This is a genomic window from Streptomyces sp. NRRL WC-3626 (assembly GCF_000718785.1).
GTDB classification, from domain to species: Bacteria; Actinomycetota; Actinomycetes; order Streptomycetales; family Streptomycetaceae; genus Streptomyces; species Streptomyces edwardsiae.
Map to the genome: position 1 here is coordinate 237434 of NZ_JOCA01000001.1, position 14332 is coordinate 251765.

Annotated in this window: 14 protein-coding genes and 1 pseudogene; 12 read left to right on the plus strand and 3 right to left on the minus strand. The window is 72.0% G+C overall.

The annotated features are described in order from the left end of the window. The first annotated feature begins 83 nt into the window (after window positions 1-83). Window positions 84-830: a hypothetical protein gene (locus IF28_RS0101065; RefSeq protein ID WP_030212368.1), complete on the plus strand. Its 747-nt coding sequence runs from the start codon at window positions 84-86 to the stop codon at window positions 828-830. An 11-nt stretch (window positions 831-841) separates the two neighbouring features. Beyond that, a complete protein-coding gene (locus tag IF28_RS0101070) occupies window positions 842-1747 on the plus strand; it encodes a transporter substrate-binding domain-containing protein (protein WP_051713559.1) in 906 nt (301 codons plus the stop codon). On the opposite strand, the gene IF28_RS0101075 is transcribed toward IF28_RS0101070, so the two are convergent. After that, a complete protein-coding gene (locus tag IF28_RS0101075) occupies window positions 1748-2398 on the minus strand; it encodes a ThuA domain-containing protein (RefSeq protein ID WP_030212373.1) in 651 nt (216 codons plus the stop codon). A 72-nt stretch (window positions 2399-2470) separates the two neighbouring features. Here IF28_RS0101075 and IF28_RS0101080 point away from each other — a divergent pair, with 72 nt between their 5' ends. Further along, a complete protein-coding gene (locus IF28_RS0101080) occupies window positions 2471-3586 on the plus strand; it encodes an NADAR family protein (protein ID WP_030212378.1) in 1116 nt (371 codons plus the stop codon). A 23-nt stretch (window positions 3587-3609) separates the two neighbouring features. After that, window positions 3610-4011 carry a VOC family protein gene (locus tag IF28_RS37355; RefSeq protein WP_078620793.1) on the plus strand — a complete coding sequence of 134 codons (402 nt, stop codon included), beginning with the start codon at window positions 3610-3612 and terminating at the stop codon, window positions 4009-4011. Here IF28_RS37355 and IF28_RS0101085 read toward each other — a convergent pair. Both IF28_RS0101085 and IF28_RS0101090 read right to left on the minus strand, forming a co-directional pair. After that, window positions 4003-4680 (minus strand): annotated as a pseudogene (locus IF28_RS0101085) (helix-turn-helix domain-containing protein); the annotation flags it as partial. The gene IF28_RS37355 and the pseudogene IF28_RS0101085 overlap by 9 nt on opposite strands. A 104-nt stretch (window positions 4681-4784) precedes the next feature. Beyond that, on the minus strand, window positions 4785-5924 hold the full coding sequence (locus tag IF28_RS0101090; protein ID WP_030212383.1) for a YihY/virulence factor BrkB family protein: 1140 nt from the start codon (window positions 5922-5924) through the stop codon (window positions 4785-4787). 90 nt (window positions 5925-6014) lie between these two features. On the opposite strand from IF28_RS0101090, the gene IF28_RS0101095 reads away from it, so the two are divergent. The 8 genes from IF28_RS0101095 to IF28_RS0101125 all read left to right on the plus strand — a co-directional run bounded on the left by IF28_RS0101095 (window position 6015) and on the right by IF28_RS0101125 (window position 14310). Further along, the gene (locus IF28_RS0101095; RefSeq protein ID WP_030212391.1) at window positions 6015-7649 is read left to right on the plus strand and encodes an acyl-CoA dehydrogenase family protein; all 1635 of its coding nucleotides are present in this window, start codon (window positions 6015-6017) and stop codon (window positions 7647-7649) included. A 352-nt stretch (window positions 7650-8001) separates the two neighbouring features. After that, window positions 8002-9276 carry a GAF domain-containing protein gene (locus IF28_RS0101100; RefSeq protein WP_037892368.1) on the plus strand — a complete coding sequence of 425 codons (1275 nt, stop codon included), beginning with the start codon at window positions 8002-8004 and terminating at the stop codon, window positions 9274-9276. A gap of 198 nt (window positions 9277-9474) precedes the next feature. After that, window positions 9475-10752 (plus strand): hypothetical protein, encoded by a 1278-nt coding sequence (locus tag IF28_RS0101105; protein WP_030212393.1) that lies wholly within the window; start codon window positions 9475-9477, stop codon window positions 10750-10752. A gap of 45 nt (window positions 10753-10797) precedes the next feature. Beyond that, entirely contained in the window at window positions 10798-11370 is a 573-nt protein-coding gene (locus IF28_RS0101110) for a GNAT family N-acetyltransferase (RefSeq protein WP_030212394.1), read from the plus strand. A gap of 127 nt (window positions 11371-11497) precedes the next feature. After that, window positions 11498-11581: a putative leader peptide gene (locus IF28_RS40245; protein ID WP_310591794.1), complete on the plus strand. Its 84-nt coding sequence runs from the start codon at window positions 11498-11500 to the stop codon at window positions 11579-11581. 130 nt (window positions 11582-11711) lie between these two features. Beyond that, window positions 11712-13427: a nitrite/sulfite reductase gene (locus IF28_RS0101115; protein ID WP_030212395.1), complete on the plus strand. Its 1716-nt coding sequence runs from the start codon at window positions 11712-11714 to the stop codon at window positions 13425-13427. Next, window positions 13424-13603 (plus strand): hypothetical protein, encoded by a 180-nt coding sequence (locus tag IF28_RS0101120; RefSeq protein WP_030212398.1) that lies wholly within the window; start codon window positions 13424-13426, stop codon window positions 13601-13603. Before IF28_RS0101115 ends, IF28_RS0101120 begins: the two co-directional genes overlap by 4 nt. After that, window positions 13600-14310, plus strand: coding sequence for a phosphoadenylyl-sulfate reductase (locus IF28_RS0101125; protein ID WP_030212401.1), 711 nt, complete (start codon window positions 13600-13602; stop codon window positions 14308-14310). Before IF28_RS0101120 ends, IF28_RS0101125 begins: the two co-directional genes overlap by 4 nt. Window positions 14311-14332 lie beyond the last annotated feature (22 nt).

The following is a 14332-nucleotide window of genomic DNA, read 5'->3' on the forward strand; positions in this document are numbered from 1 at the left end:
CGTCACGGGCCACTTCGTACGGTAGTCAACCGCACGGGTGACACCGACCGGTATGCCACCTTGTGCGTCTCTAAGCTGCGCGCGTGACCAACGACGTGACGAGCGCCGCCGCGAGTCCCCCGACGGGCGCCGGTCCCCCGGGCGACGACGGTCCTCGTCCCTCGTGGCTGCGGCGTGCGGCGCTGCGGGTCCGCGACGCCGCCGCCGGCGCGTGGGTGATCACCTTCCTGCTGCTGGCCGACCTCGTGACCGTCCTCGGGGCGGGTGCCGTGTGGCTGACGCTCGGCGGGGACGCCACCCTGGTCGGGGTGACGGCGGCGGCTCTGCTGGCGTTCGCCGCCGCCATGCTGCCGCTGATCGGGCGCCGGGGCCCCGACGGGCAGGCACCGCTGTGGCCGCCGTTCGTCCTCGTGGTGATCCCGCTGGCCGTCCTCGCCGTGGGACTGCCGGCCTGGGGCACCTGGGCGTTCCTGGACAGCCGCCCCGTGGATGTGGCGCACCGCGTCGAGCTCGACACCGCCGCTCCCCTGGTGCACGACGACACCGTCCACGCCTCCCTGCACACCGACGACCCGAAGCCCCGGCTCACCATCACCTTCGACGTCACCCCGCACGACCCCGCCGCCCCGGTGTGCGTGCCCGGCACCGAGCTGACCGTGACCTCCTCGGCCGGCGCCGGGAAGGACCAGGTGCGGGCGGGCGCCCCCGGTACGGAGTTCACCTTCACCCTGGGGCGCGGGGTGACCGATGTCGAACTGTCCGTCCTGCTCGACGCCGAGCAGGGCTGCGAAGTGGACCTGTCCGTCGCCTCCGCGTACCTGGATGACTAGGAAAAGAGCCAGTGACAGCCAAGACGCACGCCCCGCGCCGCACGCACTCCCTCCGCTCCCCCGGTCACCGGTGCGCGCGGCTCACGGCGGCCGCCGCCCTGCTGTTCACCGTCGCGGCCTGCGGGTGGACGGCGGACGGGGCGGACCAGGAGTCCTCCCTCACCGGCACCGTCTACATCGGCGGCAAGACCGACCAGCCGGGGTTCAACCTGCACAGCGAGCACACCGACCGCGGTTTCGAGCCGGACCTGGCCGCCTATCTCGGCAAGCGGCTCGGCTTCTCTCCGAGATGGCACGACGTGGTGTCCGCCAAACGCGAGCAGGAACTCGTCGAGAAGTCGTCGGCGCTGGTCATCGGCACCTACTCGATCACCCCGTCGCGGGACGAGCAAGTGGACTTCGTGGGACCGTACTTCGTCACCAAGCAGGCCTTCCTGGTCCGCGCGGACTACGACGGCATCACGACCGAGAAGGACGTCGGGGACAAGGTGATCTGTACGGTCGAGGGCTCGACGGCGCTCCGCGCCGCACTGCCCGGCGGCGCGACCCGGCACACCGAGAGCGACTACTCGACGTGTGTGCGCAAGGTGCAACAGGGCGATGTCGACGCCGTGTTCACCGATGAGGCGCTGCTCTACGGCTATGTGGAACAGCAGAAGAACAGCGCCACGCCCGTCAAGGTCGTGCCCGACGTGTCGTTCGGCAACATCAACCGGTACGGCATCGCGCTGCCGGAGGGCCGCCGGGCCGACTGCGACAAGCTGCGGGACGCCCTGCGCCGCTACATCACCGACGAGTGGGCCAGCGATGTGAAGGCCCAGCTGCCCGCCCTGGTCGCCGCCTATCCCGGTGACTGGGAGAACCGCTTCCGTCCCGAGCCGCAGGACGTGAACACGTACTCCTCCTGCAAGGAGTGATCAACGGGCCTCGGTGGCCCAGGTGATGCCGCCGAGCAGATGGGCGCGGAAGTCCGGGTCGTCGTAGGCCTCGTCGGCATGGCCGAGGGCGGTGTAGAAGACGCGGCCCGCGCCCTGTTCCCTGCACCAGGCGAGCGGGTGGTCGGCGCCCATGCCACCGCCCTCGTACGACGTCTCGTCGGCGGATATCAACACCCGTACCGACGCACGCGGGTTGGTGCGGAAGTCGTACCACTCGTCGATGAACTCCCATACGGCGGGCAGGTGTCCGGTCGCCGGGTGGTCGTGGTCGTCGGTCAGGACGCGGCCCGGCTGGAAGGCGGGGTGCTTGTCGAAGCGGGCGCCGAGGAGTTCGCCGTAGTACGGCCAGTCGTACTCGGTGCAGGCGGCCGCGTGGACGCCCACGAATCCGCCGCCCGACTCGACGTACGCCGCGAGCCGTTCCCTCCCCGCCGGGGTGAGGACGTCGCCGCTGGTGGAGAGGAAGACGATGCCGGCGTACGCGTCGAGCGGTGCCTCGAAGGCGGCCGGGTCCTCGGTGACGTCGACGGTGAAGTCGCCGAGGGTGCGCAGGGCGGCGACCGCGGCGGGGATGGAGTCGTGGCGGTAGGCGGTGGTGCGGGTGTACACGAGAAGCGCGGGAGCGGACATGGGGCCGAGCCTATGCGGCGGGCGGCGGAAACCCGATGCCGGGCGGGCGGGCCGGTCCTCCAGAATGGGCGGATGATCGGCAACCGGATCACCTCTCGCATGGCGGACGGCATACGCGTTCCCGGAACCTGGCGGCACGCCTTCATCCGCAACGGCGACTACCACCTCACCGACCTGTTCATCTACGCGGACGGGCTCATCGACTGCTGGGGGCTGGTCACCCTGGAGGAGTTCGAGGAGAAGCTGCGCAGCGGCTGGGTCGCGACCGAACTCCCGGAGGGCGCGCGGGCGTCCGCCTTCGAACTGGCCCGGTGGAAGTTCACCGAACCGCGGACCTGGCTCACCCCCGAGTTCCTGATCGCCGAGATACGGGACACGATCGACCAGCTCAACAAGCGCCCGGACTCCACGGACCGCTGTCTGGCGGCGGTCGACGTGTTCCTGGCGGACCGCACCGAGGAGAACCGGGAGGCGGCCCGCGAGGCGTACTTCGCCATTCCCGAGACCCAGCGGCACTACGCGCTGGGCGACATGGACCACAAGGACTGGCCGTTGCAGATCCTGGTGACCGGCCCCGGCGGGAGGGGCGACCGCCGCCCGGACGAGGAGATCACGCAGGAGGACTACGACTGGGCGCTCTCCTACTTCGAGGAGCGGGCCGAGTGGAGGGCGAAGGCGCCTTCGCGCGTCCCGGCCGACGGTCCGGCGACCGGCGTCGCCCCCGCGATCCACGTGTACGAGAGCCACCCGCTCAAGCCGTCCGACGATCCGGGCACGCGGGCACTGCGCAACGAGTACCCGGCGCCCGTAGAGGCCGACGGTGTCACCTACCCGACCGTCGCCCACGCCTACTGGGCCCTCTCCGTCGCCGACCCCGCGCTGCGGGAGGAGATCGCCACCGCCGACAACACGTTCCACGCCCGGAACCTGGCCGCCGGCGCCGAGCGGAGCGAGGACTGGGAGCGACGGCGGACCGCGGTCATGGCCTCGCTGCTGCGCGCCAAGTTCACCCGGCATCCGTCGCCGGCCCGGGCCCTGCTCGACACCGGGGACGCGACGATCGTCTACGACGACTCCGACTCCGCGTTCTGGGGCGACCGCGGTGGCCGGGGCCGCAACTGGACCGGCCGGCTGCTCGAGCTGGTCCGGTCCGAGCTCGCGTGTCCGATTCCTTCAAGACCGGCGTAGGGGCCCGGCCCTACGGTGGCCGTATGAGTGCACGATTCGATGCCATCGGGCTGGTCGTCTCCGATATGACCGCCACTGTTCAGTTCTACCGGCGACTCGGGTTCGCCATCCCGGAAGGGGCCGAGACGGAAGGACACGTGGAAGCCGAACTGCCCGGCGGGCTGCGGCTGTTGCTGGACACGGAGGAGGTGGTCCGGTCCTTCCACCCGTCCTGGGAACCGCCGTCGGGCGGGGGCCGGACGTCACTGGCGCTGCGGTGTGACAGTCCCGGGGAGGTCGACTCGCTGTTCGCGGAGCTGACCGGTGCGGGGAGCGGGTTCGAGCTCAAGCCGTGGGACGCGGTGTGGGGGCAGCGGTACGCGGTGCTCCTGGACCCGGACGGGAACGGCGTGGACCTGTTCGCGCCGCTGGCCGGTGGCCAGTAGGGCGGTCAAGGGCAGGCCCGCCAGGTCCCGGATGTCACGGGAAAGGTGGGCCTGGTCCGCGTAGCCGGTCCGGGTGGCCGTTTCCGCGAAGGGGACGCCCGCGCGGGCGAGGGTGAGGGCGCGGCGCATGCGGAGGATACGGGCGAGGGTCTTGGGTCCGTAGCCGAAGGCGGCGAGGGAGCGGCGGTGGAGTTGGCGGGGGCTGAGGTTCAGGTCGTCCGCGGTCGCCGCGACGGGGTGGCCCGCGTCGAGGGCTGCCACGAGGTGGGTGAGCAGGGGGTCGGGCGGGGGTGTCTCCGCCGCTCGGTGCAGGGCGAGGGTTTCCAGGGCCCGGGCGGGGTCGGGTGCGGCGTTCACCCGGGCGGTGAGGTGGCGTACGGCCGTCTGTGGCCAGAGGTCGGTCAGGGGTACTCGGCGGTCGCGCAGTTCGTGGGCGGGGATGCCGAGGAGGGTGGGGGCGGTGCCGGGGTGGAAGCGGATGCCGGCCCAGGTGCGGGGGGTGGCTTCGGTGAGGTGGGCGTGGGTGTCGGGGCCGGCCACCAGGAGGCGGCCCTCGGTCCAGAGGAGGTCCATGCAGCCGTCCGGGAGTACGCGGGTGCTGCCGCCGCCGGTCGGGGTGTTCGTCCATACGACGGCGCCCGGCAGTCGTGAGGGCCGCTCGGTGTACACGGAGGCCAGGGTACGTCGTGGGTGTCTCCGCCCCCGCCGCCCTTCCCGTCCCGACCCCGGGGCTCCGCCCCGGACCCCGCTCCTCAAACGCCGGAGGGGCTGACTTACTTCCCCTCCTCCTTCGGTCCCTCCCCGTTCCGCGGGTGCGGGGACTTCGCGTGGGTGCGCAGGCGTGCCGTGACGTCCTCCGGAGGGAGGAAGCGGGACCACCGTTCCGGAAACTCCGACGGCATGTCGGGATCGGCCTCACCGGCCGCGGAGGTGCGGGCCACGTACTCCGCCACCTGCGCCTGCCGCAACCGCTCGTTCGCCTCCCGCGCCGCCGCCGTCGCGGCGGCCGGCCACACCCGGTCGATCGCCGCGTTGACCGCCGCACCCACCAGCACGGCGAACGCCGACACACCGATCCACAGCAGCACGGCGACCGGCGCCGCGAGCGAGCCGTAGATCGTCGGCCCCTCGACCGTGTTCGTCAGATAGAGCCGCAGGAGGAAACTTCCCAGCACCCACATCGCGAGCGCCACCAGCGCACCCGGAACGTCCTCGATCCACGGCGACCGCACCGGCACTGACACGTGGTACAGCGTCGTCAGGAACGCGACCGACAGCACGATCACGACCGGCCAGTACAGAATCTGTACCAGCGTCGTCGACCACGGCACCACCCGGACCACCGCGTCCGGCCCCGCCACCATCAGCGGCAGCGCGATCGAGCCGATCACCAGCGCCACGATGAACAGCAGGAACGCCAGCAGCCGCGTCTTGACGATGCCCCGGACGCCGTCGAGGCCGTACATGACGGTGATGGTCTCGATGAAGACGTTCACCGCGCGGGAGCCCGACCACACGGCGATCAGGAAGCCGAGGGAGATCACATCGGGTCTGCCCCCTTTGGTGACGTCCCGCAGGATCGGCTCCGCGATCTCCGTCACGCCCCGGTCGGACAGCACCGTCTGCGAGGCGTCCAGGAGGTTGCGCTGCAGGCTCTGGATGGTGTCGGCGCCGGTCCAGGCGTCGACGTAGCCGAGCAGGCCGATCATGCTGAGCAGCAGCGGGGGGACCGACAGCAGCGTGAAGAACGCCGCCTCGGCCGCCAGACCCAGGATGCGGTACTCCATGCACGAGTTGACGGTGTCTTTCAGCAGCAGCCAGGCGGTCCTGCGTTTGGAGACGTTCCGGTACAGGGCCCGGGCACGGTGGAGGCGGCCGGAGGGCTCGTCGGGGGATTCACTTGCTGGCTGCACGAACTAAAGGTATCCGTCGTAGCAGGTGGCACTCACCCACAGGCCGGATCGACGGGTGAGGCCGGCGTACGGCGGGGTACGTTCGTGGACATGGCAGGCACCACGCACACCGTGACCAATCAGGCTCCCCCACTGGTGCAGTACGACGTCTTCCGCGCCGACCGGGTTCTGGTGGAGGCGGTCGAGCGGCATCTGGACCCGGACGTGCTGGACGAGGGCCTCTCCGAACTGTCGGGGCTGGGCCTGACCGCCGGGTCCGCGCAGGTGCAGGAGTGGGGGGTGCTGGCCAACGAGAATCCCCCGGCGCTGCGCACCCACGACCGCTACGGTCACCGGATCGACGAGGTCGACTTCCACCCGTCCTGGCACCGGCTGCTCGGCAAGGGCGTCTCGGCGGGGCTGACGGCGGCCTGGGACCGGCCGGGCGGGCATGTGCGGCGGGCGGCGGCGTTCCTGGTGTGGACGCAGGTCGAGGCGGGCAACTGCTGTCCGCTGTCGATGACCCATGCGGCGGTCCCCGCGCTGCGTACCGATCCGGCGCTGGCCGCGGAGTGGGAGCCTCGGCTGACGTCGCTGGTCTACGACCGTGCGCTGCGGCCGGCCGGGCAGAAGCCCGGTGCCCTGTTCGGGATGGGCATGACGGAGAAGCAGGGCGGCAGCGACGTACGGGCGAACACGACGGCGGCGCGGCCGCTGGCGGAGGACGGCGCGTACGAGCTGACCGGGCACAAGTGGTTCTGCTCCGCGCCGATGTCCGACGCCTTCCTGGTGCTGGCGCAGGCGCCCGGCGGCCTGACGTGTTTCCTGGTGCCGCGCGTGCTGGGGGACGGCACGCGCAACGTGTTCCTGATCCAGCGGCTCAAGGACAAGCTGGGCAACCGGTCCAACGCCTCCGCCGAGGTCGAGTTCGCCGGGACGTGGGCGCGCCGGGTCGGGGAGGAAGGGCGCGGGGTGTCCGCCGTCATCGGGATGGTGGCGGCGACCCGGCTGGACTGTGTGCTGGGTTCGGCGGGGCTGATGCGGCAGGCCGTGGCGCAGGCGGTGCACCACAGCTCGTACCGGGAGGCGTTCGGCGGGAAGCTCGTCGACAAGCCGCTGATGCGGAACGTACTGGCCGATCTGGCGCTCGAGTCGGAGGCGGCCACCACGCTGGCACTGCGGCTGGCGGCGGCGTACGACGACGGCGGCGAGGGCGAGCGGGCGCTGCTGCGGATCGCCGTGCCGGCGGCGAAGTACTGGGTGACCAAGCGGTGCGCTCCGCTCGCGGTGGAGGCGGCGGAGTGCCTGGGCGGCAACGGGTACGTCGAGGAGTCGGGGATGCCCCGGCTGGTGCGGGAGTCCCCGCTGAACTCCATCTGGGAGGGCGCGGGAAACGTCCAGGCGCTGGACCTGCTCCGGGCCCTGCGCCGGGAGCCGGCGGCCCTGGACGCCTATCTCCGGGAGGTCGGCCGGGCACGCGGCGCGGACCATCGCCTGGACGCGGCGATCAAGAACCTCCTGACGGACCTGGCCGACCTGGACGCCGTGGAGGGCCGCGCCCGCCGCCTGGCCGAACGCCTGACCCTGACCCTCCAGGCCTCCCTACTGGTCCGCCACGCCCCACCCGAGGTGGCCGACACCTTCTGCGCCTCCCGCCTCTCCGGCGACGCGGGCACGACCTTCGGCACCCTCCCCCACACCCTGAACCTGAAGTCCCTGGTAGCCCGGGCCCACCCGGCCGCCTAGGGAACCGCGCACGGCGGCAGAGCAGGGGCGAGCCCTCCGGCGCGGGCCCACACCCGCCCCCTCAGGGGCGCGGGGAACTGCGCGATCAGCCACCGACGGCCCGCAGCCGCCGGCGCACAACACACCCCACCCCGTGCCGCGACCCCAAGAAAACAAACCGCAGGGGTGGTGCTGCGCCGACACGGCACCACCCCTGCGTGACTCAATCTTCAAACACCCACACCCACCGATCCAGAGTTGCAAGGGGTTGCAACTTCCCGGCACGACCCGCGTACTGAGCCCCCACGCCGTGGGCAGACGGCAGTATGGCTCCGACAGCTTTCTCCCGGGAGGACCGGTGGCGCTCTCGCCGATGGACGTGCCGCATCTGACCGCCGTGGACACCACGCGCGCGGCGCGGGTGCTCGACGAGGTCCGCTCCGCCGCGCTCGCCGGGCAGCGCACCCCGGTGGCGCCCCGCCCGGTGATCGGTCAGTCCTGGCAGCGGATGCTGCGAGGCGGCGTGGACCCGGACCACGGCGTCCGCAGCGGACTGCTCACCCACGAGGAGGTGCAACGGCGACGCGAGTCGTCGGCGCTGCGGCATGTGCTGCCGATACTGCGCGAGGGCCTGCTGTCCGTCGCGGACGTCGCCCACCACATCATGGTGGTGGCCGACGAGGACGGCCGGCTGCTGTGGCGGGAGGGCAGCGCCCCGGTGCTGCGCAAGGCCGACGGCATCGGCTTCGAGGTCGGCGCGGACTGGCGCGAGGAGGTGGTCGGCACCAACGGGGTGGGCACCCCGGCGGTGACGGGCCGGCCCGTACAGGTGTTCGCGGCCGAGCACTTCGTACGGTCGCATGCCGCGTGGACGTGCGCCGGGGCACCGATCAGGGACCCGCGGGACGGGCGGCTGATCGGCGTGGTCGACGTGAGCGGCCCGCTGGAGACGATGCACCCGGCCACACTGGCGTGGGTCGACTCGGTGGCCAAGCTCGCCGAGGCGCGGCTGCGGGAGACGCACGTACGGTCCCTGGAGCGGCTGCGCGCGGTGGCGGCGCCGGTGCTGGCCAGGACCGGCGGGCGGGCGCTGGTGGTGGACCGGCAGGGGTGGACGGCGGCGGTGACCGGGATGCCGTACACGGAGCGGCTGACGCTGCCCGCGTCGGTGTCGGCGGGGATGCGGTGGCTGCCGGCGCTGGGCCGCTGCTCACTGGAGCCGCTGGCCGGGGGCTGGCTGGTGCGGGCGGCCGACGAACCGGTGACACGTGCCGCGACCCGGATCGGGCTGGACCTGCGGGCGTCGCGCCGCTGGTCGGTGACGGCGTCCGGCGGGGCGGGCTCCTGGACCAGGGAACTGAGCCCCCGGCACGCCGAGTTGCTGTATCTACTGGCCGTGCACCGCGCGGGGCGCAGCGCCGCGGACCTGGCCGGGGACGTGTTCGGCGACCCGGCCCGTACGGTGACGGTCCGCGCGGAACTCTCCCGCGTACGCCGCTATCTGGGCCCGCTCCTGGACCACCGCCCCTACCGGTTCACGGAGACCGCCGAAGTGGAACTCCTGCTTCCGGACGACCCCCACGACCTGTTCCCGTACTCCACGGCACCGTTCCTGCGCCCCCGGCGGCGGCCGGTACGGGGCTGCTGACCGGCGTCCGTCAAGGCCGCCCGGAGTCGTACAGACGTCCCCTGGGGCACGCTCCGGAGGTCGCTGTTTCGCATATTTGCAGGGTCTTCCTCTTCAGGGCGGGTCGGCTGCCGTAGCATCCGGGTACGGGTCACCCCAACTGCTCCACGGTCAACGCTCGGACCAACGGACGCAGTTGGCTCGCCTCGGGAGGGCATCATGAAGCATCGCGGCAGACACCGCCGGCGCAGGCGGGGCAGGGCGCTGCGGGCCACGCTGGCCGGAACCGCCCTCGCGCTGACGGCGGCGGCCACCATGATCAGTGCCTCCCAGGCCACCGACGCCGACGACCCGGGGGCGCTGAAGCCGCTCACCGCGTCCACCGCGACCGCGCCGCTGCGGCTGACCGAGCACCCGGTGCCGGGTGACGCGCTCGACCGGCTGTCGAAGGGGATGGGCAAGCCGGTGGGGGTCGCCTCCCTGCTCGCCGATCCCGACGGTTCGCTCGGCGGGGCGGAGGACTGTACGGACGACGACCGGCGGGCCCTGCCGGTCGAACCCGCCGCGACGCACGCCTACTGCTGGCCCGGCGCGGACACCGACGGCTGGCGGTCCGGCGCGGTCACCACGTCCGGGGACGCGGACGACGACGGCCGCTGGGGCGAGAACCGGGTGGTCCTCTCGGGCTGGAGCCGCAGCACCGGCACTCCGGCCGAGGACGGGCTCGCCCGCGTCGCCTTCGTGGACGCCGCCGATCCGGACGACCTCCGCTACACCTGGGCCCTGCTGGCCGTTCCGGTGGACGGCGGCCGTGACTACCGCGGTCTCGGCTCCACTGTGTCCGGCATGGTCTGGTACCAGGACAAATTGCTGGTCACCGCCGGTCCGGCGGACGACAGCGCGCTGTATGTGTACGACGTCGACCGGTTCCAGCGGGTCACGGCGGACGGGACGAAGGTCGGCCGGGTGCCCGGCGGCTGGTCGGCGGCCGGGGCGGCGAAGTACGTGCTGCCGGCCGTCGCCTCCTACCGGACGAACGGGGCCGGTGCGCCCCGGCCGGGCGGTATCTCCCTGGACCGCAGCACCGCGCCCGACAGTCTGGTCGCGTACGAGGCGATGCCCGCGGACGAGAACGGGCCGACCCGGCTGTGGCGGTACGACTTCAGCGGCGAGCCGCAGCGGGCGGGGCTGATCGACACCGATCCGGTCGGGGTGTACGAGACGGAGCTGACCGGGGTGCGCGGCGTGCTGTCGTACGGGGCGGGCTGGTATCTGGGCCGGATGACCGGGACGCCGGAGGAGCGCGGCACGCTGTGGCGGCAGGACACGGACGGTGCCCGTCCCACCCGGTGCGGCGCGGACGAGACGCACCGCTGCTGGAGCGGCCCGGCGGCCGCGATGTCGTACTGGCAGGAGACCGGCGAGGTGTGGTCCCAGTCCGGCCGGATGCTGTTCGCGCTGCCGCTCGTGTCGGTGGACCGGTCCCTCGACCAGTAGACAGGCGTTCGACAGAAGCTCGTACCGGATGGTTCCCTTTCCGGCATGACGACCATCTCCGTGACCACCTGGTCCCTGGAGCAGACCGCGCCCGCCGATCTCCGCCCGGCCACCGTGCCCGACGGGGACGTGCGGGTCGTCCGCTCCGAGGTGCCCTCCCCCGAGTTCAGCCGGTTCCTGTACGCCTCGGTCGGCGGCGACATCCGCTGGACCGACCGGCTGGGCTGGACGTACGCGCGGTGGCTGGAGCATCTGGACCGGCCCGAGGTGGAGACCTGGGTCGCCTACGACCGCGGGACGCCGGCCGGGTACGTGGAGCTGGAGGCCCAGGCGGACGGGGTCGTCGAGATCGTCTACTTCGGGCTGCTGCCCGCCTTCCGGGGCCGGCGCATCGGCGGCCATCTGCTGTCGTACGGCACCGCCCGCGCCTGGGACATCGCGGAGCGCCTGCCGGGGGCCAAGCCGACCACGCGGGTGTGGCTGCACACCTGCAGCAAGGACGGCGAGCACGCCCTGGACAACTACCGGCGCCGCGGCTTCACCCTGTTCGACACCAGGGCCGAGGACGAGCCCGAGGTGCCGGCGCCCGGACCCTGGGCCGGGGCCTACCCCGCCTGACCAGCAGCGACAAGAGCGCCTGCGGCGCTTGTGACCAAGCACACCCTTGTCTCGTTCTTCGAGACAAGGGTGTCCGCATCTCGGACGATGCTGGACTGTGTCCAGAACGCCATGACACGCTTCCGTCATGTCTGGAACTGGAATCGCCTTGGTGAGTCGGCGGCACGTCGACCTCGGCCGCATGTCCAGCGCCATCTGTCCGGCGCGCTGAGAGCACCCAGCACCCCCGGCTTCCCCTTCTTCGTCTCCCTCCCCGCGCAATGACGCGCACTCAGCTCAGTGCGCACGTATGCGCAGGTCAGAGCCGTACGTTTCCGTCTGTCCCGAAGGGCATATCAACCATGGCCGCCACCCCGCAGAATCCTGCCGCCGCGCAGAAGCCTGCCACCGCGACTCCCCGCCGCAAGGTGAGCCGTCACCGCGGGGAGGGACAGTGGGCCGTGGGGCACCTGACCCCGCTCAACGGCGCCGAGCAGTTCAAGAAGGACGACGACGGTCTCAATGTGCGGACACGCATTGAGACGGTCTACTCCAAGCGCGGCTTCGACTCCATCGACCCCAACGACCTGCGCGGGCGCTTCCGTTGGTGGGGCCTCTACACCCAGCGCCGCCAGGGCATCGACGGCGGCCGTACCGGGATGCTGGAGCCGGAGGAGCTCGAGGACAAGTACTTCATGATGCGGGTGCGCATCACCGGCGGCCGGCTCACCACCGAGCAGCTGCGGGCGATCGGCGAGGTCTCCGAGTCGTACGCGCGCGGCACCGCCGACATCACCGACCGGCAGAACATCCAGTTCCACTGGGTGCGCATCGAGGACGTGCCCGCCATCTGGGAGCGCCTGGAGTCCGTCGGCCTGTCCACCACGGAGGCGTGCGGCGACTGCCCGCGCGGCATGCTCGGCTCCCCGGTCGCCGGGGTCGCCGAGGACGAGATCATCGACGGCACGGCGGCGCTGGACGAGATCGCCCGCCGCTACATCGGCGACCCGCGCTTCTCCAACCTGCCGCGCAAGTACAAGACGGCCGTCTCCGGCTCCCCGCTGCTCGACGTCGCCCACGAGATCAACGACATCTCCTTCGTCGGCGTGGTCCACCCCGAGCACGGGCCCGGCTTCGACCTGTGGGTCGGCGGCGGTCTGTCCACCAACCCCAAGTTCGGTGTGCGGCTGGGCGCCTGGGTGCCCGAGGCGGACGTGCCGGACGTGTGGGAGGCCGTGACGTCCGTCTTCCGTGACTACGGCTACCGGCGGCTGCGCAACCGCGCCCGGCTGAAGTTCCTGATCGCCGACTGGGGCGCGGAGAAGTTCCGCCAGGTCGTGGAGGACGAGTACCTGGGCCGCAAGCTGATCGACGGGCCCGCCGTCGAGATGCCGGCGCAGCGCTGGCGCGACCACATCGGCGTGCACCGGCAGAAGGACGGCCGCTTCTACGTCGGTTTCGCCCCGCGCGTCGGCCGGATGGACGGCTCGCTGCTCACCAAGGTCGCCGCGCTGGCCGAGGACCACGGCTCGGGCCGCGTCTCCACCACCGTCGAGCAGAAGATGATCGTCCTCGACGTTCCGCGGGACCGGGTCGACTCCCTGGTCGACGGGCTGGAGGCACTGGACCTCAGGGTCAGCCCCTCCCCGTTCCGGCGCGGCACGATGGCCTGCACGGGCATCGAGTTCTGCAAGCTCGCCATCGTCGAGACCAAGGAACGCGGCAGCGACCTCATCGACGAACTCGAGCGCCGGCTCCCGGGCTTCGACGAGCCGCTCACCATCAACATCAACGGCTGCCCGAACGCCTGCGCCCGCATCCAGACCGCGGACATCGGTCTCAAGGGCCAGCTGGTCACCGACGACGAGGGCAAGCAGGTCGGCGGCTACCAGGTGCACCTGGGCGGCGCGCTCGGCCTGGAGCCGTCGTTCGGGCGCAAGGTACGTGGTCTGAAGGTGACGTCGGACGAACTGCCCGACTACATCGAGCGGGTGCTGCAGCGCTTCCAGGCGGAGCGCGAGGACGGCGAGCGCTTCGCGGCCTGGGTCGGGCGGGCTTCCGAGGAGGCCCTGTCGTGAGCGAGCGCGCGGCGCCGTTCTACTGCCCCTACTGCGGGGACGAGGACCTGCGTCCGGGCGAGCAGGGCCATGGAGCCTGGGAATGCGGTGCGTGCAACCGGGGCTTCCAGCTGAAGTTCGCGGGGCTGCTGGCCCGCGGGTTCGAGCGATCCGACACGGGAGGGGACCGGGCATGACGGCGGTTCAGGAAGAGCGCACCACCGAGGAGTTGAAGGCGCTGGCCGAGCGGGCGGGCCGGGACCTGGAGGACGCCTCCGCCCTGGAGATCCTGCGGTGGGCCGCCGAGACCTTCGGCAGGCGGTTCTGTGTGACCTCCTCGATGGAGGACGCGGTGGTCGCCCACCTCGCCTCCCGCGCCATGCCCGGCGTCGACGTCGTGTTCCTCGACACCGGCTACCACTTCCCGGAGACCATCGGCACCCGGGACGCCGTGGAGGCCGTGATGGACGTCAACCTCATCACGCTGACCCCGCGGCAGTCGGTCGCCGAGCAGGACGCGGAGTACGGCCCGAGGCTGCACGACCGCGACCCCGACCTGTGCTGCAAGCTACGCAAGGTGCGGCCGCTGGAGGAGGGGCTGAAGGGCTACACGGCCTGGGCGACCGGCCTGCGCCGCGACGAGTCCCCCACCCGGGCGAACACCCCGGTCGTCGGCTGGGACGAGAAGCGCCGCAAGGTGAAGATCTCCCCCATCGCCGCCTGGTCTCAGGAGGACGTGCAGGCGTACGTCGACGAGCACGGCGTGCTCACGAATCCGCTGCTGATGGACGGCTACGCCTCCGTGGGCTGTGCCCCCTGCACCCGCCGGGTGCTGGAGGGCGAGGACGCCCGCGCCGGACGCTGGGCGGGCCGCGCCAAGACCGAGTGCGGGCTGCACGGCTGACATGACGACGACCACAGAGATC

What these genes read in the sequence shown, in the direction of transcription:
- IF28_RS0101075 (WP_030212373.1), bottom strand. Translation starts at nt 2,398, where the DNA reads ATGTCCGCTCCCGCGCTTCTCGTGTACACCCGCACCACCGCCTACCGC.
- IF28_RS0101080 (WP_030212378.1), top strand. Translation starts at nt 2,471, where the DNA reads ATGATCGGCAACCGGATCACCTCTCGCATGGCGGACGGCATACGCGTT.
- IF28_RS37355 (WP_078620793.1), top strand. Translation starts at nt 3,610, where the DNA reads ATGAGTGCACGATTCGATGCCATCGGGCTGGTCGTCTCCGATATGACC.
- IF28_RS0101095 (WP_030212391.1), top strand. Translation starts at nt 6,015, where the DNA reads ATGGCAGGCACCACGCACACCGTGACCAATCAGGCTCCCCCACTGGTG.
- IF28_RS0101100 (WP_037892368.1), top strand. Translation starts at nt 8,002, where the DNA reads ATGGACGTGCCGCATCTGACCGCCGTGGACACCACGCGCGCGGCGCGG.
- IF28_RS0101105 (WP_030212393.1), top strand. Translation starts at nt 9,475, where the DNA reads ATGAAGCATCGCGGCAGACACCGCCGGCGCAGGCGGGGCAGGGCGCTG.
- IF28_RS0101110 (WP_030212394.1), top strand. Translation starts at nt 10,798, where the DNA reads ATGACGACCATCTCCGTGACCACCTGGTCCCTGGAGCAGACCGCGCCC.
- IF28_RS40245 (WP_310591794.1), top strand. Translation starts at nt 11,498, where the DNA reads ATGTCTGGAACTGGAATCGCCTTGGTGAGTCGGCGGCACGTCGACCTC.
- IF28_RS0101115 (WP_030212395.1), top strand. Translation starts at nt 11,712, where the DNA reads ATGGCCGCCACCCCGCAGAATCCTGCCGCCGCGCAGAAGCCTGCCACC.
- IF28_RS0101125 (WP_030212401.1), top strand. Translation starts at nt 13,600, where the DNA reads ATGACGGCGGTTCAGGAAGAGCGCACCACCGAGGAGTTGAAGGCGCTG.